Raw genomic sequence first — 18,096 nt, 5'->3', positions numbered from 1 at the left:
CCTAGGCGCCGGCGAAGGCCGGTGCCGACGGGCCCGCGTGACCCGTCCGGTCCGCCAGCAGATCCCCCCGCGCTTCCCGCTCCACCATCTCGCGCAGCGGCCCCTCCGTCGCCGCGAGCCGCGCATACGGGCCCCGCTGGACCACCCGCCCCTCCGCGAGCACGATCACCTCGTCGACGGCCTCGAGACCGGCGAGCCGATGGGTGATCAGCAGCGTGGTACGGCCCTGGGTGGCGGCCAGCAGATCCGCGGTGAGTGCGTCCGCCGTCGGCAGATCGAGGTGTTCCGCCGGCTCGTCCAGGACGAGGACGGGGAAGTCGGCGAGCAGGGCCCGCGCCAGCGCGAGCCGTTGCCGCTGGCCGCCCGACAGCCGCGCGCCGTGCTCGCCGATCAGGGTGTCGAGGCCGTCGGGCAGTCCCTCGGCCCACTCCAGGAGCCGCGCACGCTCAAGGGCTTCGCGCAGCTCCTGCTCACTCGCATTCCTCCGCGCCAGCAGAAGGTTCTCCCGCACCGAGCTGTCGAAGAGGTGGGCGTCCTGGGCACACAGCCCCACCAGGCGCCGCACATCGTCGCCGTCGAGCGCGGACGCCTCGGTGCCGCCCAGTTTGTAGGAGCCGGCGTCCGCGTCCAGGAACCGGAGCAGTATCTGCGCCAGCGTCGTCTTGCCCGCGCCCGACGGGCCGACCACGGCGACCCTGCGGCCCTGTTCGAGGGTGAGGTCGAACCCGCTGAGCGCGTCCCGCCGCTGCCCGTCGTGACGGGCCGTCAGTCCGTCGAGGACGAGCGGGAACGGCGAGGACGGTGCCTGCAGTGGCCGGTCCGGTTCCCGTACGGGTTCGGAGGCGTCCAGGACCTCGAAGACGCGCTCAGCGCTTCTGCGCACCCCCTGCCGGTGCTGCACCGCGAGCGGCAGCCCGAGGACCGCCTCGAAGGCGGCCAGCGGGGTCAGGACCACGACGGCCATGGCCACGCCGCCGAGCCGTGCGTCGGCCACGGCCTGCGCGCCCACGAGTGCGGCGGCCGCGACGGTCAGCCCGGTGACGAGCGCGGTGAGCCCGTCGCCGAGCGCGGTGGCGGTGGCGGCACGGGAGGCGATGCGGGTGAGCACGCCGTCGGCCCGTCGCGCTTCGGCGGTCCGCCCGGGCAGCGCACCCGCGACGGTCAGCTCGGCCGTCCCGGTGAGCAGGTCGGTCACCCTGGTCGCCAACTCGCCCCGGGCGGGCGCCAGTCTCCGCTCGGCGCGACGGGCCACGGCACCTGTCAGCAGAGGTACGCCGGCTCCGGCAGCCAGGAGGCCGACGGCCAGGACGGCGCCGGCCTCGGGGAGCAGCCAGCCGGTGAAGCCGACGGAGCAGGCGGACACCACGAACGCGGCGCCCGCGGGCAGCAGCCAGCGCAGCCAGTAGTCCTGCAGGGCGTCCACGTCGGCGACGAGCCGCGAGAGCAGGTCTCCGCGCCGGGTCGTCCGCAGCCCGGCCGGTGCTAGCCGCTCGAGCCGCCGGTACACCGCGACCCGCGTGTCGGCCAGCATCCGCAGCACCGCGTCGTGCGACACGAGCCGCTCCGCGTAGCGGAAGACCGCCCGGCCGATCCCGAACGTCCGCGTGGCCGTCACCGCCACCATCAGATACAGCACGGGAGGCTGTTGGGACGCCCGCGAGATGAGCCATCCGGAGGTGGCCATCAGCCCCACGGCGCTGCCCAGCGCCAGACTGCCGAGCAGCAGCGCGAGGGCGAGCCGTCCGCGCCGAGGACCGGCCATGGCACGGACCCGGGTGAGCACACGGCCATGCCGCGCCGGAGCGACGGCGGACGGCCGCTCATCGAGGGCCGAGGCCGGGTCCTCCGCCTGGCGGGGCCGAGGGGCGGCCGCGATCCGTGCGTGAGCGCTCGTGGTGACGGGCTCCGCCGCGTCGAGCCGTACGACCCGGTCCGCCACCTCGAGCAGCGCCGGGCGGTGCACGACCAGCAGTACCGTCCGTCCGACGGCCAGGCGGCGAACCGCCTCCACGATGTCCGCCTCGGTCGCCCCGTCCAGGGACGCCGTCGGTTCGTCCAGCAGCAGCACCGGCCGGTCGGCAAGGAATGCCCGGGCCAGGGCGAGCCGTTGCCGCTGGCCGGCGGACAGCCCCCACCCGTCCTCGCCGAGCACCGTGGCCGCACCGGCCGGCAGCGCGTCCACGAACTCCAGCGCCCCGGCGTGGGCCAGCGCCTCCCGGACCGCCGCGTCGCCCGCATCCGGCCGGGCCAGCCGTACGTTCTCGGCGATGGTGCCCGCGTACAGATGCGGCCGCTGCGGCACCCAGGCGATCCGGGAGCGCCACTGCTCCAGGTCGGCCGAGGCAAGATCGACTCCCGCGACCCGTACACGCCCCTTCGTGGGCGCCACGAACCCGAGCAGAACGTTGAGCAGCGTCGACTTTCCGGCACCGCTCGGTCCGACGAGGGCGACCGTCTCTCCCGGTGCCACCGTCAACGACACCCCGGACACCGCGTCCGACGACCTCCCGGGGAACCGCACGGTCACATCGTCGAAGACGACCTCCCCGTCCGGCACTCGCTGCGTCCCGGACGGCGGTGCGGGCGTCTCCAGTACCGCGAAGATCTCCTCGGCGGCGGAGAGCCCCTCGGCCGCCGCGTGGTACTGCGCACCCACCTGCCGCAGCGGAAGATAGGCCTCCGGGGCGAGCACAAGAATGACCAGACCGATGTACAGGTCCATGTCCCCGTGGACGAGCCGCATGCCGATCGTCACCGCGACGAGCGCCACGGAGATCGTGGCGAGCAGTTCCAGCGCGAAGGACGACAGGAACGCGATCCGCAACGTCCGCATGGTCGCCTGCCGGTACTCGCCGGTGATCCGTTTGATGGATTCGGCCTGCGCCTTGGCCCGGCCGAACACCTTGAGGGTCGGCAGTCCGGCGACGACATCGAGGAAGTGCCCGGAAAGCCGTGACAGCAACCGCCACTGACGGTCCATCTGGGACTGGGTGGCCCAGCCGATCAGCATCATGAAGAGCGGGATGAGCGGCAGCGTGCCGACGATGATCGCGGCCGACACCCAGTCCTCAGTGACGATCCGCGCGAGTACCGCGACAGGCACGACGACCGCGAGCCCCAACTGCGGCAGATAGCGTGAGAAGTAGTCATCGAGGGCGTCGACCCCTCGTGTGGCCAAGGCGACCAGCGATCCGGTCCGCTGCTCACCCAGCCACCCGGGGCCAAGGGCTCCGGCCCTAGCAAGCAACCGCCCCCGCAGCTCGGACTTCACCGCTGCGCTGGCCCGGTGGGCGGCGAGTTCGACGAGCCATGAGACCAGCGCCCGGCCGACCGCCACAGCCACCAGGAGCGTCAGGGGCGTGCGCAGTTCGGTGACCGAGTGGTGATGCTGGAAAGCACCGACCACCACCTCGGCGATCAGCATGGCCTGAGCGATGACCAGAGCCGCTCCGACGGCACCCAGCCCGATGACGGCCATGAGGAAGAAGCGTGTGGTGCGGGCGTAGCGGAGCAGTCGCGGATCGATCGGTTTCACGTGAAACATGCCTTTCCGGTCGGGGGAGGGGCGTTCCATGTGAAACGCCCCTCCCCACCAGAACTCAGTGCACGGCTCCGGCGGCGGCGGCGGCGATGTGGTGCGTGCCGATGCGCTTGCGGAAGACCCAGTACGTCCATCCCTGGTAGAGCAGGACCAGCGGGGTGGCGATCCCGGCGCACCAGGTCATGATCTTCAGGGTGTAGGGGCTCGATGAGGCATTGGTCACCGTCAGGCTCCAGCCCGCATTGAGCGTGGACGGCATGACGTTCGGAAAGAGCGTCAGGAAGAGCATCGTCACCGCGGCCACGATGGTGACGCCGGAGAACGCGAACGACCATCCCTCGCGGCCGGCCTGGTTCGCCGCAAGCGCCGCCACGAGCGCGACCACCGCCACGATCATCGCGACCAGGCTCTTGCCGTCACCCTGATCGATCTGGGCCCAGGTGAGGAAGAGCAGCGCCAGCACGGCGGTCACCAGACCGACCCGCAGGGCCAGCTTGCGGGCCCGCTCCCGGATGTCACCGAGGGTCTTGAGTGCGGTGAACACCGCGCCATGGAAGGTGAACAGGGTCAGCGTCACCAGACCGCCGAGGAGTGCGAACGGGTTGAGCAGATCCCAGATGTTCCCCACGTACTCGAGATGCTGGTCGATCTTCACGCCCCGCACGATGTTGCCGAAGGCCACGCCCCACAAGAACGCGGGGATCAGCGAGGTCCAGAAGATCGCGGTCTCCCAGTTGCGCTGCCAGTTCTCCTCGGGCCGCTTCACCCGGTACTCGAAGGCGACACCGCGCACGATCAGACAGACCAGGATGACCAGCAGTGGCAGATAGAACCCGGAGAAGAGGGTGGCGTACCACTCGGGGAAGGCGGCGAAGGTGGCGCCGCCCGCAGTGAGCAGCCAGACCTCGTTGCCGTCCCAGACCGGCCCGATGGTGTTGATCAGCACCCGCCGCTCGGGCCGGTTGCGGGCCAGCAGCTTGGTAAGGATGCCGACCCCGAAGTCGAAGCCCTCCAGGAAGAAGTAGCCGGTCCACAGGACCGCGATCAGAACGAACCAGACGTCGTGAAGTTGCATGATGTGAGCGCTCCCTCGGCCTAGTACGAGAAGGCCATCGGCTTGTCGGCGTCCTGGGAGTCGCCGCCGATCCTGGTGGGCGGGTTGAGATCGGACTCGGTGAGCTCCGGCGGTCCGGCCTTGACGTACTTCACCAGCAGCTTGACCTCGATGACCGCCAGTACCGCGTAGAGCAGGGTGAACACGGTCATCGAGGTGATGACCTCGCCCTGGGAGACACCGGGGGAGACCGCGTCACGCGTGCGCAACACGCCGAAGACGACCCACGGCTGACGTCCCATCTCGGTGAATATCCAGCCCCAGGAGTTCGCGATCAGCGGGAAGGCCAGGGTCCAGACGGCGATACGCCAGCACCACGGGGTGAGCTTCGGGCCGAGTGCCTTCTTGCGGAGGAGGACCAGATGCGGCACCTCGTCCTCACCGACCCGCAGATGCGTGGGCAGCATGAACTTCTTGCGGGTGAGCCAGAGGCCGGCCAGCCCGATGGCGAAGGACGTCATACCGAAGCCGATCATCCAGCGGAACCCCCAGAAGGTGACGGGGATGACGGGCCGGTAGTCGCCGGGGCCGTACTTCTGCTGCTCGGCCCTGTTGGTGTCGTTGATGCCGGGGACATAGGAGCTGAAGTTGTCGTCGGCGAGGAAGGACAGCAGCCCCGGGACGGACAGTTCAACGGTGTTGTGCCCCTTGCTGACGTCTCCGTAGGCGAAGATCGAGAAGGGCGCGGGGCTCTCGCCGTCCCACAGGGCCTCGGCGGCGGCCATCTTCATGGGCTGCTGCTTGAACATGACCTTGCCGAGCAGGTCGCCGCTGACCGCGGTGAGCATGCCGGCGATGACGACGGTGACCAGGCCGAGCCGAAGCGAGGTCTTCATCACAGCCACGTGCTTCTTGCGCAGCAGGTGGAAGGAGGCGATGCCGACCATGAAGGCGCCGCCCGTGAGGAAGGCCGCGGACAGGGTGTGGAAGACCTGGGTGAGCGCGGTGTTCTGGGTCAGGACCTGCCAGAAGTCGGTGAGTTCGGCACGCCCCCTCCGCTTGTTGATCCGGTAGCCGACGGGGTGCTGCATCCAGGAGTTGGCCGCGAGGATGAAGTACGCCGACAGGACGGTGCCGATGGAGACCATCCATATACAGGCGAGGTGGAGCCGCTTCGGCAGCTTGTCCCAGCCGAAGATCCACAACCCGATGAAGGTGGACTCGAAGAAGAAGGCGATGAGGGCTTCGAACGCGAGGGGGGCGCCGAAGATGTCGCCGACGAAGCGCGAGTAGTCGGACCAGTTCATGCCGAACTGGAACTCCTGGACGATGCCGGTGACGACACCCATCGCGATGTTGATCAGGAAGAGCTTGCCCCAGAACTTCGTGGCCCTGAGGTACTTCTGCTTCTCCGTACGCACCCAGGCGGTCTGCAGTCCGGCCGTCAGCGCGGCCAGCGAGATGGTCAGCGGAACGAACAGGAAGTGGTAGACGGTGGTGATACCGAACTGCCATCGCGCCAGAGTCTCCGGTGCCAAAGCCATGTCCACGTCGTCTTCTCCCTTACATTGCCGTGGTCAAGCGGCAGTTTGTCCAGGTTGTCCCACACATCACGGGGCAATCAGGACAGGTTTGTGAACGCGTTCACATTCACAAGCAATTATGGCGCATAGGGATTCGAGACCGGATGGGCGGGGGGTCCCTAAGAAGCTGGGCGCAGGGTCCTCAAGCCGGGACCGTCGGGCCCCTGGCGTACTTCGGCCATGCTCCGAAGGTTCCGGGCACGCCTCGCGCACCCTCGCCCATGCGGGCCGGCGAGGGTGCGCGAGGCCGCGATGGCGGCTACTGCTCTACTGCTCCCGGAGGAAGCCTTCCGCGACCTTCAGGAAGATATCGTTCGCCTCTTCCTCGCCGATCGTCACGCGCACCCCTTCGCCCGCGAAGGGCCGCACCACCACGCCGGCCTGCTCGCAGGCGGCCGCGAAGGCCGTCGTCCGCTCCCCCAGACGCAGCCACAGGAAGTTCGCCTGGGTCTCGGGCACCGTCCAGCCCTGGGCGCGCAGTGCCTCCACCACGCGGCTGCGCTCACACACCAGCGAGCCGACCCGGCCGAGCAGTTCGTCCTCCATGCGCAGGGAGGCGATCGCCGCCTCCTGTGCCAGCTGACTGACTCCGAACGGCACCGCCGTCTTGCGCAGCGCCGCGGCGACCGGCTCCTGGGCGATGGCGAAGCCGACGCGCAGTCCCGCGAGTCCGTACGCCTTGGAGAAGGTGCGCAGCACGCAGACGTTCGGCCGCTTGCGGTACAGCTCGACGCCGTCAGGCACCTGGATGTCGCGGATGAACTCCCGGTACGCCTCGTCGAGCACCACCAGCACATCGTCCGGCACCCGGTCGAGGAAGCGCTCGAGTTCGTCCCGTCGCACCACCGTGCCGGTCGGGTTGTTGGGGTTGCAGACGAAGATCAGCCGGGTCCGGTCGGTGATCGCGTCGGCCATCGCGTCCAGGTCGTGCACATCGCCCGGGGTCAGGGGCACCTGAATCGAGGTGGCACCGCTGATCTGGGTGATGATCGGATACGCCTCGAAGGACCGCCAGGCGTAGATCACCTCGTCGCCCGGGCCGCTCGTGGCCTGCAGCAGCTGCTGGGCGACACCCACCGAGCCCGTACCGGTCGCGAGGTGGGTCTGCGGCACCCCGAAGCGCTCGGACAGCTCGGCCATCAGGCCCGAGCACGCCATGTCCGGGTAACGGTTGAAGGAATGGGCCGCCGCGGTCACGGCCTCCATCACGCCGGGCAGCGGGGGGTAGGGATTCTCGTTCGAGGACAGCTTGTAGGCCACCGGCCCGTCGGCCGCGGCGGGCTTGCCGGGCTTGTAGGTGGGGATACCCTCCAGCTCGGCACGCAGCTTCGGGCTCATCTCGCTCACCGCAGTCCTCCTCGCGCACATCACCGGCTCCATGACCGCCACCGGCGTCCAATGCTTCTCACCTTATGAGGATTCGGCGCCGGTGCGAACGGGCTGTGGACAACAGTCTCCGCCACCTTCCGCGTCACCGTCGGAGCCCGGCCGCATCGGCGTACGAACCCGGGCGCATCACCGCAGGATGGCGCACGCTTCGGGGGGCGCGTCGCCCCCGCGTATGACGCGCCGGTGGCTCACTCCGTGGCGCGCATCCCTCGTGCAGGTGAGTTGAGACCTCTTCGAAATATGGCGACCTCGGCAGGCCCATGCGTGCAGACAAGGCACGTATTGGGGATAGATCGTTCAAGTCCCTTTACATCTAAGGCACCTGACCTCTATTGACCATGCAGAAACGTGTCTGTCAACGGGTGCATATGCGTCCGCACTACCCCACCGCATGAGCCCTACTATCGGCTCGCCATGACAGCAGCAGGGAAGCACCAGGTGAGCCGGGCGGAAACCTCCCGCCGAGGAAGCCGGCCGGGCCGGGCGGGCATCAGAGACGTGGCCGCCGCCGCCGGGGTCTCCATCACGACCGTCTCCGACGCCCTCAACGGCAAGGGCCGGCTGCCGGACGCCACCCGACGCCATGTCCGCGAGGTCGCGGACCGGCTCGGGTATCGCCCCTCGGCAGCGGCCCGCACCCTCCGTACGGGCAAGTCCGGCCTGATCGGCCTGACGGTGACGACGTACGGGGATGAACCTTTCACCTTCACCGAATTCGCGTACTTCGCGGAGATGGCCAGAGCCGCGACCTCGGCCGCGCTCGCCCGGGGCTACGCCCTGGTCATCCTGCCCGCGACATCGCGCCACGACGTGTGGTCGAACGTCGCCCTCGACGGTACGGTCGTCATCGACCCCTCCGACCAGGACCCGGTGGTCAGCGAGTTGGTCCGGCAGGGGTTACCCGTCGTCTCCGACGGCCGGCCGGCCGGCTCCCTGCCGGTCACCGCCTGGGTCGACAACGACCACGAGGCCGCGGTCCTCGGCATCCTCGACCATCTGGCCGAGGCCGGCGCCCGCCGGATCGGACTGCTGACCGGGACCACCACGGACACCTACACGCATCTGTCCACGACCGCGTACCTGAACTGGTGCGAGCGCGTCGGGCAGGACCCGGTCTACGAGGCCTACCCGGCCCACGACCCGTGCGCGGGCGCCGTGGCCGCCGACCGGTTACTGGCCCGCCCCGACCGCCCCGACGCGGTCTACGGACTCTTCGACCCGAACGGCACCGACCTGCTGGCCGCCGCCCGCCGGTACGGGCTGCGCGTCCCCGACGACCTGCTGCTCGTGTGCTGCAGCGAGTCCGCGGTGTACGCCAACACCGAGCCGCCCGTGACGACGCTCTCGCTGAAGCCGCGCCGGATCGGCACGGCCGTGATCCAGCTCCTCATCGATGCCATCGAGGGTGTCCAGTCCGAGCAGCCGGTCGAGCAGGTGATACCGACGGAGCTGATCATCCGTACGTCGTCGGAGCGGCGTCCGCCCCGTACGACGGTCAGCCCGCCCCGGTCGCCCGAGCACGGGTGACCCGGTGATGATCCGCGGGCGGCGCGCAGGTTGCCCGCGGACGGCCGACGGCCGGGACCCCGCGCGGGGAAACCCCCGCCCATTTGGGGCGAATGCCGCGGTGAACTGGGGCCTTCCCGGATTCACCACCCCTGGGTCATCACATGGCGCGATCCACATTCCTATGATGGGCGCACGACACCGCGGGCCGCTGCGACCAGACAGTCCGAAGCGGTGCAGATGCGGCGGGATGGTGGAGGGGTCGATGACTCAGGGGGCCGGTCAGGGACCCGAGGTGGAGCGCACGGCGACGATGCGCGACTTCCGGGTACCCGCGTACGTCCACGAGACCGGTCCGTATGCGCAGAGCACGTCCCCCGGCGAGCTCGCCCAGCCCGTCGCCGCGCCCGAGGGACACCCCCACGAGCACTCCGACGCCTACACACCCACCGAGCGGGACCTCCCGGTCATCGACCGCGGTGACACCCTGCTGAGCGCCGACCCCGCGTCCGCACCCGCCCCGCAGCCCACCGACGGTCCCGGTCCGCTCTTCGTCGTCGGGGACGTCCACGGCTACCTCGACCAGCTCGTGGCGGCACTCCAGGAAAAGGGCCTCATCGACGCCGCGGGCAACTGGTCCGCGGGCACGGCGCGCCTGTGGTTCCTGGGCGACTTCACCGACCGCGGGCCCGACGGCATCGGCGTCATCGACCTCGTGATGCGGCTGTCCGCGGAGGCGGCCGCGGCCGGCGGCTACTGCAAGGCGCTCATGGGCAACCACGAGCTGCTGCTGCTCGGCGCCAAGCGGTTCGGCGACACCCCGGTCAGCTCCGGCGCCGGGACCGCCACCTTCCAGGCGGCCTGGCTGCTCAACGGGGGCCAGAAGACGGACATGGACCGCCTGCAGGACCACCACCTCCAGTGGATGGCGCGTCTGGACGCGGTCGAGGAGGTCGACGGACATCTTCTGGTCCACTCGGACACCACCGCCTACCTCGACTACGGCGACTCCATCGAAGCGGTCAACGACACCGTCCACGAAACGCTCACGCGCAACGACGCGGACGAGGTGTGGGACCTGTTCCGGAAGTTCACCAAGCGCTTCTCCTTCCGCGACGAAGGCGGCGCCGACGCCGTGCGGTCCCTGTTGGAGACATACGGCGGCAGGCGCATCGTCCACGGCCACAGCCCGATTCCGTACCTGCTGGGCGAGGTCGGCTCGGAAGAGGGCGAGGACGCCACCGGTCCGGTGGTCGAGGGCCCGCACGTCTATGCCGACGGGCTGGCGATCGCGATGGACGGCGGAGTGACCATGGCCGGAAAGCTGCTCGTCCAGCAACTTCCCCTGAACGCCTAGGCGTTCACCAGGCACGCGTCCGCCGCCCGGAACCCCTCGAAGGCCGCGCGACCCAGGCCCAATTTCTGGAAACCCCCTGTCACCGTGTGCCGTCGCCGCTCTACCATCGCCTTATCCGTAGCAGGCTCCCCTCCGTTTCTGCCCGACGGCTCGTCAGCATGCCGAGTCCCAAGCCCTACGGAGCATCGGGGGATGCACATGAACAGCGTTCCGCAGCACCTGCTGAGCGAGGACCGCCAAGACTATGAGCGGGTCCTCGATGAGGCGCTGCGCTCCGCACCACACCGCCCGGAACTGGCCGCTGTGGGACAGCGGCTCAACCCCGAACAACTGCGCACCATGGCGCTGAACGCCACCGCATTCATCACCGCGGGGGCGGCCGCCGAGTACCACCGCTATGTGAACGTCCGCGAGGAACTGCGCCGGCCGGCGCCGTCCACCCCGTCCGTCCATGAGAACACCGCCGGTTCCGTGGATCCGGAGATGGACGGCCTGGGGCTCGCGGCCACTGTGGGAGAGGCCGCCGCGAGCGCCGGAGCCGGTGCCGTCGTCACGGTCCTCGCTCCCCTCCTCGCCGGTGCCGCCGCGGCGATCTTCCTACTCGTGGGTTACATCCTCAAGGTGGTCGACCCCGACCAGACGTTCGCACGGACCCTCCTGACCACCGGGTGGGTCTTCGGCGCGGTCACCGCGGCGGCGATCCTGATCGCCGCGGTCGGCTTGCTGCTCACCGCTCTGCGCAACAGTTCCTCGGAAAGGGAGGAGGTGGCAGGGAGCGAGTTGACGGTGGAAGTGGCCAGGGCTCGGGAAGCCTGGCACGAGGCCCTGCTGGAGCGCGGCATCCTGCCGTTCCTCCGTGATGCGCTCGCCGACCCTGGGTCGGCCGCGATGAGCCGGAAGGCACCGGAAACGGCCCCCACCCGCATCCCGCATCTCGGCTACGACCGTCCGGGGTTCAGCAGTCCCGACGGCGGTCCGGCCGCGGGGCCACGTCCCAGCTTCACCAGCCCGGACTTCACCAGCCCAGACTTCGGGGGGCCCGAACATCAGCCGGAGTGACGGCCATCGGCCGACGGCCCGCCGGCAGCAGCGGCGAGCGTGGCCACTGGCCTCCCTCCGGGCCGCCCCCCGGGGGCCGGCCCGCACCGCCCGCCGAAGTCCGGCCCGCGCTCCCGAGCGCGGGCCGGATCTTACGTCCGGGCCGGAGCGTCAGTCGGCGAGCGGGAGGTAGACCCGGTTGCCGTGGGCTGCGAACTCCTCGGACTTCGCCTTCATGCCCGCGAGAGCGGCTTCGTCGTAGTCGGGTTCGGCCGCGATGTCGCCGTACTTCTCGGTGATGGTTCGGCTGATCTTCATCGAGCAGAACTTCGGCCCGCACATCGAGCAGAAGTGGGCCGTCTTGGCCGGCTCGGCCGGGAGGGTCTCGTCATGGAACGCGCGGGCCGTGCCCGGGTCGAGAGCCAGATTGAACTGGTCCTCCCAGCGGAACTCGAAGCGGGCGTCGGACAGCGCGTCGTCCCAGTCCTGAGCGCTCGGGTGCCCCTTGGCGAGATCCGCGGCATGAGCGGCGATCTTGTAGGTGATGACACCCGTCTTGACGTCGTCGCGGTTGGGCAGGCCCAAGTGCTCCTTGGGTGTGACGTAGCAGAGCATGGCCGTGCCCCACCAGGCGATCATCGCGGCACCGATGCCGGAGGTGATGTGGTCGTACGCCGGGGCGATGTCCGTCGTCAGCGGCCCGAGCGTGTAGAACGGTGCCTCGTCGCAGATCTCCTGCTGAAGCTCGATGTTCTCCTTGATCTTGTGCATCGGGACATGGCCCGGGCCCTCGATCATCGTCTGTACATCGAAGCGCCGGGCGATCCGGTTGAGCTCCCCCAGAGTGCGCAGTTCAGCGAACTGCGCCGCGTCGTTGGCGTCCGCGATCGAGCCCGGCCGCAGACCGTCGCCCAGCGAGTACGTGACGTCGTAGGCCGCGAGGATCTCGCAGAGCTCCTCGAAGTTCTCGTACAGGAACGACTCCTTGTGGTGCGCGAGGCACCACGCGGCCATGATCGAGCCGCCCCGCGACACGATGCCCGTCTTCCGGTTCGCGGTGAGCGGTACGTACGGCAGCCGTACGCCCGCGTGCACCGTCATGTAGTCCACGCCCTGCTCGGCCTGCTCGATGACCGTGTCCTTGTAGATCTCCCAGGTCAGCTCCTCCGCTTTACCGTCGACCTTCTCGAGGGCCTGGTACAGCGGCACCGTGCCGATCGGCACGGGGGAGTTGCGCAGCACCCACTCGCGCGTGGTGTGGATGTTGCGGCCTGTGGACAGATCCATGACCGTGTCCGCGCCCCAGTGGGTCGCCCAGGTCATCTTCTCGACCTCTTCCTCGATGGAAGACGTCACCGCGGAGTTGCCGATGTTGGCATTGACCTTCACCAGGAACCGCTTGCCGATGATCATCGGCTCGGTCTCCGGATGATTGACGTTGGCGGGGAGAACCGCGCGTCCCGCCGCGATCTCCTCACGGACGACCTCGGGCGACACGTTCTCCCGGATCGCCACGAACTCCATCTCGGGGGTGATCTCACCACGTCGCGCATGGGCCAGTTGCGTGACCGCCGTGCCGGCCCGGCCGCAGCGGGGCTGACGCGGCCGCCCCGGGAAGACCGCGTCGAGGTTGCGCAACCCGCCCCGCGGCGCGGTGTGCTTGATCCCGTCGTCCTCGGGACGGACCGGGCGACCCGCGTACTCCTCGGTGTCGCCACGGCCGATGATCCAGTTCTCCCGCAGCGGCGCCAGCCCCCTGCGGACATCCGTCTCCATGAGTGGATCGGTGTACGGGCCGGAGGTGTCGTACAGGGCGGCCGACTGCCCATTGGTGAGGTGCACCTGACGGACCGGCACTCGAAGATCAGGGCGTGAACCCCCGACATACGCCTTGTGCCATCCGATGGACCTTCCGGCCTCCGGTGACAGTTCCCCCTGATCGGAGGCAGGCGTGTGTACGTCCTTGTTGGCCATGAGACCTACTCCCTACGCCGGCATTACCCGGTAACAGGTTCAGCGGTCGACGCAGCGGTTTCCGCCCGGCGATGTTCCACGTGAAACATCGCGTCGGCGGAGGTCAGCGCCCTCTCAGCCCGGTGCTCCGAGCTCCCGCGTGTGCAAAGGTCCTCTCACGCTAGCGTCTAATTGCACGGGCTGCACAGTGCGCCTCACACCTTCTTGCGATGATCGGTCGGTGACCACGATGCAGCATCCGCCGTCCTATCCGCCTCCCGGACCACCGCACAACCATGGCCCCGGCGAGACCCACGGCCATGGCCCCGGAGGCGGTCACGGCTCCGGCGAGGGACCCGGGGACGGTCATGGAGGTGGCCACGGACCTGGATCCGGCGACGGCCACGGCCATTCGCATGCGCACAGTCATGGGCCCGCAGCTCCCGTCTCCCGGCATCTGCGCAGGGTCATCGCCGCGATCCTCATTCCCTTCACCGCGGCGGTCATCGTGGGCCTGGTGGTGCTGTGGCCGGGCGGCGTGCCCTCGCACAAGCGCACCGGCGTCGGCTTCGACCGGCAGACCCAGCAGGCCACGGTGACCAGGGTCGTGGACGTGGACTGCAAGTCCGTGAATGCCTCGGGCGACACCCCGACCGGTGACACCTCCACCGCCGAGGACTCCTCCGCGGTGCAGGAATCGAGCGGCACCTGCAAGAAGGCAACGGTCCGCGTCGACACCGGCAATGACAGCGGTCGCACCTTCACGGAAATCGTCCAGCCGGACCAGTCACGCCAACTGCATGAGGGCGAGAAGGTCGTGGTGGCGTACGAACCATCCGCTCCGAAGGACCTGCAGTATTCGGTCACCGATGTGAACCGCAAGTTCCCCATGGCTCTGCTCGCGGGCATCTTCGCCGTCGCCGTGGTGGTCGTGGGCCGGTTGCGTGGTGTCATGGCGCTCATCGCGCTGGCCGTGAGCTTTATGTTCCTGAACCTCTTCGTCCTGCCGGCGATCCTTCAGGGGGCGAATCCGCTGCTCGTGGCCGTGGTGGGGGCGAGCGCCATCATGCTCGTCGCTCTGTATATGTGCCACGGACTCTCGGCCCGTACGTCCGTGGCGGTGCTCGGCACGCTGATCTCGCTGTCACTCATCGGCCTGCTGGGCTCGGAGTTCATCGACTGGGCCGCGCTGACCGGCAACACGGACGACAACACCGGTCTGATCCACGGCCTGTATCCGCACATCGACATGAGCGGTCTGCTGCTCGCCGGCGTCATCATCGGCTCACTCGGTGTCCTCGACGATGTGACCGTGACGCAGACGTCGGCCGTCTGGGAACTGCATGAGGCGAATCCGTCGATGGGCTGGCGTGACCTGTACCGCGCGGGCATCCGCATCGGCCGCGACCACATCGCCTCGGTCGTCAACACGCTGGTCCTGGCGTACGCGGGCGCCGCCCTCCCGCTGCTGCTGCTCTTCTCGATCGCGCAGAGCAGTGTGGTGTCGGTCGCCAACAGCGAACTGGTCGCCGAGGAGATCGTGCGCACCCTTGTGGGCTCGATCGGACTGGTCGCGTCGGTACCGGTCACCACGGCCCTGGCCGCCCTTGTCGTCTCCGCCGACCGCCAGGAGGCCGTCGCACCGGCCATGACAGCGGCCCGTGCCGGCAGGGGACGCCGCCGCAAGCGCTGAGACGGCCCAAGCCGTGCGAGGGCGTGCAGCGGCGGTCGCGTCCGGCCCGTGCCGGCGACTCCGCGGCCCTGTCACTCCCGCCCCTCGTGAAGGGGCGCCAGGAGCCCGTCACGGCGCCGAGGAACCGTTACGGCACCTGCTGCGCCCCGCGTCCACGAGGAACCGTTACAGCGCCGCAGGCGGCTTCAACCCGCGCTCTGCTCCTCGGCCAGAATCCGGTCGAGAGCCTCGTCCAGATGCGCGTCGAAGTCGGCCAGCGAGCCTTCTTGCCCGAGCGGCACCAGCTTGTCGGTGCGATCGAGGAAGGCCACGAGCGGCACCGCGCCCGAGCGAAACACAGCCCGGTCCGCGCCCACTTGGAGCCGGATCAGCACATCGCCGAAGGCGTCCGGCTCGGCGGGGGCGATGTGCACATCTCCGTCGCCACACGGCCTGCCCACCCCGTCGACCAGCAACTCGCGTCCGAAGGCCCAGGTCACGGGCGCGTCGCCGGGCAAGTGGAAGGTAAGCCGTACGGCATACGGATCACACGTCTCATAGGACAACTCCACCGGAATGCGGAAGGAGAGCTCCTCCGAGACGAGAAAGCTCATCATGACCTCTGCCTGTACCGACTCACGCATCGCCTACCCCGTCAATAGCCGTGGACTGGCCAGGAATGATCCCCCTGACACATGCATGAAGTTTGCTGAACGTGTATGGCATATCACAAGGAGTGAGTTTTCAGATGCTGATAGAGAAAGTCAGTGTCCCTGGAAGCCGTCCGACCTCGGCCTGCAACTGAAGTGCCGCCGGCAGCAACCGGTCGGCCTGGTGCGAGGGCAGGGAGATGGCAACAGCCGCCGCCGTCCCGGCCGTGAGGGGAATCGCGGCGCAAGCCGTCCCGAGCGCGTACTCCTGGCGCTCGATGACGGGGTCCATCCGCCCCAGAAGTTCCAGTCTCCGCAGGAAAGTTCGCTCGTCGCGCACGGTGTATCGGGTGATCGACTGCAGGGGGTAGCGGTCGAGGTGGTCCCGCCGGGACTCTTCGTCGAGCTGCGCGAGCAGGCACTGGCCGAGCGCATGGGCGTGGGCGGTCTCACGGAAGTCGGCCCACTCGGCGACGGCCGGACTGCCCGGGCTGTCGGCGACGCTGAGGACGTCGATCTCTCCGTCGCGATAGACCGCGTAGTAAACAGGAGCACCGATCGAATCACGCTATTGTGCGAGTGCGTCGTCCATCGTGCTGCGACGTTTCTGCTGGACCGCACTGCCGCTCAGCCGCTCGGCGGCGTCACCGAGGAAGAACAGCCCCTTGTCCCGGCGCAGATAGCCTTCGTGGGTCAGGGTGCGCAGCAGGTGGTAGGCCGTGGGGAGGGCCAGGCCGACCTCGCGGGCCAACTGCTTGGCGGGGGCTCCGTGCTCACGGTCGGCGACGGCCTCCAGCAGCCGCATCGCCCGCTGCACCGAGCCGATGAGAGTGGTGGACTGCGGCTGCACGGGCGGGAGACGCTCCTCCGCCGGTGATGCGCGCCGCTGCGCGGGCGGGGCGGGCGGCGCGGGTGAGTAGTCTGCGCGTGCGGTGCCAACCGTGGCCAAGGATCACTCCCGGAGCGCGAGGAGGGCCTCCCGTGCGGGGACACGGGAGGGGATGCGCCGCGCGCGGGGCCTGCCGCGCGTCGAACTCCGGACTCTAACGGTCCAATGGCGCCCTGCGACGGCCTCACCGAGGAAACTTCCCCCGCCCGAGCGAACCTCAGATTCCTGTTACCGGCCGTCTGTTCCGGTCCGCCCACCCCGGCACGTGTCCGGCCGCGCTCCGTACCGTCGCCCGCCCCGCCCGCTCGGCATGCTCCGGTCTGCTCACCAGTCGCTGCGCGACGACGAGCCCGACAGGAACTTCCGCACGATGTAGATCAGGCCGCCGACCAGTGCGACGAAGAGCAGCACTTTGAACAGCAGCCCGATGACGAAGCCGATGACGGACGCGATCAGGCCGCCGAAGACGACCAGGGCGATGACCGGCACCGCGATCCACTTCACCCACCACGGCAAACCCGCGAAGATCTCTCGCATCGCCTTGTCCTTGTCTCTCCGCCCGTTGCCCCACGCACAGTTCGGGGGCTCTGCTTCCGGGATCCTTGTCCTGCCCTCGATGCTAGGGCCGCCGAGGGCCGGAGCGGAGGCCTGGTGTCCCCCGTCCTCCCCTGACCGTTCCCCTAGGGAACCCTGAGACCGGCCTCAGCTCTCGGGGGGAGAGAACACCACCAGAACCCTCAGGTCCTCGGTGATGTGATGGAACTTGTGTGCGACGCCGGCGGGTACATAGACGACGCTGCCGCGTGCGACCGGCGTGGTCTCCATGCCCACGGTGATCGAGGCACGTCCGCTGACCACGAAGTACACCTCGTCCTGCTGATGCGGCTTCTGCGAGTCCAGGTCGCCCGCATCGAGTGCGTACAGGCCCACGGACATGTTCCGCTCCCGGAGGAACTGCAGATAGGCACCGTCGTTGGCAGCCCGCTCCGCCTCCAGTTCGTCCAGCCGGAATGCCTTCATCGCAGTTGACCGCCCTTGCTCGCTACTCGCCGGTGATCCCGTCTGCCACGATCAGACACATGAAGAATTTCGTAGTCAAGACGATCGCCAACGCCGGGGCCCTCGCCGTCGCCGTGTGGCTGCTCGACAAGATCACCCTGACCGGTAACAGCACCGGCAAGAAGATAGGCACACTGATCGTCGTGGCGCTGATCTTCGGCCTGGTCAACTTCCTGGTCAAGCCGATCTTGAAGGTGCTGACCTTCCCGCTGTTCATCCTGACGCTCGGCCTGATCACCCTGGTGGTCAACGCCCTGATGCTGCTGCTCACCTCGTGGGTGGCGGGCAAGCTGGATCTGAGCTTCCATGTCGAGGGCTTCTGGACCGCCGTCCTCGGCGGCCTGATCATCTCGATCGTCTCCTGGGCGCTGCACGTGGTGCTGCCCGACGAGGACTGAGTGGGCC

The 18,096-nt window shown here is 68.9% G+C and carries 13 protein-coding genes and 1 pseudogene; 5 read left to right on the top strand and 9 right to left on the bottom strand.

What is annotated here, in order from left to right:
* Window position 1: 1 nt before the first annotated feature.
* The 4 genes from cydD to hisC all read right to left on the bottom strand — a co-directional run bounded on the left by cydD (window position 2) and on the right by hisC (window position 7,525).
* Window positions 2–3,544 carry a thiol reductant ABC exporter subunit CydD gene (gene cydD / locus ACWDA7_RS03695; RefSeq protein WP_450602645.1) on the bottom strand — a complete coding sequence of 1,181 codons (3,543 nt, stop codon included), beginning with the start codon at window positions 3,542–3,544 and terminating at the stop codon, window positions 2–4.
* Between the two features lie 55 nt (window positions 3,545–3,599).
* Window positions 3,600–4,616 carry a cytochrome d ubiquinol oxidase subunit II gene (gene cydB, locus ACWDA7_RS03690; RefSeq protein ID WP_450602578.1) on the bottom strand — a complete coding sequence of 339 codons (1,017 nt, stop codon included), beginning with the start codon at window positions 4,614–4,616 and terminating at the stop codon, window positions 3,600–3,602.
* A 20-nt stretch (window positions 4,617–4,636) separates the two neighbouring features.
* Window positions 4,637–6,145: a cytochrome ubiquinol oxidase subunit I gene (locus ACWDA7_RS03685; protein WP_450602577.1), complete on the bottom strand. Its 1,509-nt coding sequence runs from the start codon at window positions 6,143–6,145 to the stop codon at window positions 4,637–4,639.
* 300 nt (window positions 6,146–6,445) lie between these two features.
* Window positions 6,446–7,525: a histidinol-phosphate transaminase gene (gene hisC, locus ACWDA7_RS03680; RefSeq protein ID WP_450602576.1), complete on the bottom strand. Its 1,080-nt coding sequence runs from the start codon at window positions 7,523–7,525 to the stop codon at window positions 6,446–6,448.
* 456 nt (window positions 7,526–7,981) lie between these two features.
* On the opposite strand from hisC, the gene ACWDA7_RS03675 reads away from it, so the two are divergent.
* The 3 genes from ACWDA7_RS03675 to ACWDA7_RS03665 all read left to right on the top strand — a co-directional run bounded on the left by ACWDA7_RS03675 (window position 7,982) and on the right by ACWDA7_RS03665 (window position 11,489).
* Window positions 7,982–9,094 carry a LacI family DNA-binding transcriptional regulator gene (locus ACWDA7_RS03675; RefSeq protein ID WP_450602575.1) on the top strand — a complete coding sequence of 371 codons (1,113 nt, stop codon included), beginning with the start codon at window positions 7,982–7,984 and terminating at the stop codon, window positions 9,092–9,094.
* 229 nt (window positions 9,095–9,323) lie between these two features.
* Entirely contained in the window at window positions 9,324–10,430 is a 1,107-nt protein-coding gene (locus ACWDA7_RS03670) for a metallophosphoesterase (protein ID WP_450602574.1), read from the top strand.
* A 192-nt stretch (window positions 10,431–10,622) separates the two neighbouring features.
* Entirely contained in the window at window positions 10,623–11,489 is an 867-nt protein-coding gene (locus ACWDA7_RS03665) for a hypothetical protein (protein ID WP_450602573.1), read from the top strand.
* A 150-nt stretch (window positions 11,490–11,639) separates the two neighbouring features.
* Here ACWDA7_RS03665 and thiC read toward each other — a convergent pair whose 3' ends face one another.
* On the bottom strand, window positions 11,640–13,442 hold the full coding sequence (thiC, locus tag ACWDA7_RS03660) for a phosphomethylpyrimidine synthase ThiC (protein ID WP_450602572.1): 1,803 nt from the start codon (window positions 13,440–13,442) through the stop codon (window positions 11,640–11,642).
* A 229-nt stretch (window positions 13,443–13,671) separates the two neighbouring features.
* On the opposite strand from thiC, the gene ACWDA7_RS03655 reads away from it, so the two are divergent.
* Window positions 13,672–15,114 (top strand): YibE/F family protein, encoded by a 1,443-nt coding sequence (locus ACWDA7_RS03655; protein ID WP_450602644.1) that lies wholly within the window; start codon window positions 13,672–13,674, stop codon window positions 15,112–15,114.
* 185 nt (window positions 15,115–15,299) lie between these two features.
* Here ACWDA7_RS03655 and ACWDA7_RS03650 read toward each other — a convergent pair whose 3' ends face one another.
* From ACWDA7_RS03650 to ACWDA7_RS03635, 4 genes and pseudogenes are all read right to left on the bottom strand, one after another.
* On the bottom strand, window positions 15,300–15,737 hold the full coding sequence (locus ACWDA7_RS03650) for an SsgA family sporulation/cell division regulator (protein ID WP_450602571.1): 438 nt from the start codon (window positions 15,735–15,737) through the stop codon (window positions 15,300–15,302).
* Window positions 15,738–15,837: 100 nt separating this feature from the next.
* Window positions 15,838–16,560, bottom strand: a pseudogene (locus ACWDA7_RS03645) (IclR family transcriptional regulator).
* A 396-nt stretch (window positions 16,561–16,956) separates the two neighbouring features.
* Complete coding sequence (locus ACWDA7_RS03640) at window positions 16,957–17,169, bottom strand: DUF5326 family protein (RefSeq protein ID WP_450602570.1); 213 nt, start codon at window positions 17,167–17,169, stop codon at window positions 16,957–16,959.
* A 165-nt stretch (window positions 17,170–17,334) separates the two neighbouring features.
* Window positions 17,335–17,652, bottom strand: a complete 318-nt coding sequence (locus ACWDA7_RS03635) for a cupin domain-containing protein (RefSeq protein WP_432930033.1) — start codon at window positions 17,650–17,652, stop codon at window positions 17,335–17,337.
* Between the two features lie 59 nt (window positions 17,653–17,711).
* Here ACWDA7_RS03635 and ACWDA7_RS03630 point away from each other — a divergent pair, with 59 nt between their 5' ends.
* Complete coding sequence (locus ACWDA7_RS03630) at window positions 17,712–18,089, top strand: phage holin family protein (RefSeq protein WP_450602569.1); 378 nt, start codon at window positions 17,712–17,714, stop codon at window positions 18,087–18,089.
* Window positions 18,090–18,096: the final 7 nt, after the last annotated feature.

It is taken from the genome of Streptomyces sp. NPDC001156 (assembly GCF_053598275.1).
This window is presented reverse-complemented; position numbering and strand designations above follow the sequence as displayed.